1 protein-coding gene is annotated in these 385 nt (G+C 71.9%); it reads right to left on the bottom strand.

Annotated features, from left to right (window positions below; translation table 11 throughout):
* Window positions 1-373, bottom strand: a 373-nt coding sequence (locus tag BIV03_RS04300) for a glucuronate isomerase (protein ID WP_254790725.1), incomplete at its 3' end; no start/stop codon positions are given.
* Window positions 374-385 lie beyond the last annotated feature (12 nt).

Consider the following 385-nt stretch of genomic DNA (forward strand, 5'->3'; position numbering starts at 1 on the left):
ACGCGACCACGTGCCTCCAGTCCGACCCCGACGGGTCGAACACGGCGTCCGCGCGGAACGTGGGGACCACCCGGCCGGTGAAGGTGGGGTCGGCGGCGAGCCGCGCGTGCGCGGCGAGGTCGGCGGTGGGCGCGTCCGTGGTCGCGAGGACCTCGATGCCGAAGGCGTCGAACAGGGCGCGCGGACGGAACGCGGACGTGGTGAGGAGCTCGGCGATGTGGTCGTACTGGGCGTCCGCGTTCGCGGCCGACGGCTGTTCCGTCAGTCCGAAGACGTCGTGCAGCTCCGTCTCGAACCAGTAGCGGACGGGGGTGCCGAGGAAGTCGTCCCAGTGCTCGGCCAGGTTCCGCCAGATGGATCGTCCTGGAGGCACGGTGCCGGTTCC

It is taken from the genome of Curtobacterium sp. MCBA15_016 (assembly GCF_001865105.1).
In the GTDB taxonomy this organism is placed as follows: Bacteria; Actinomycetota; Actinomycetes; order Actinomycetales; family Microbacteriaceae; genus Curtobacterium.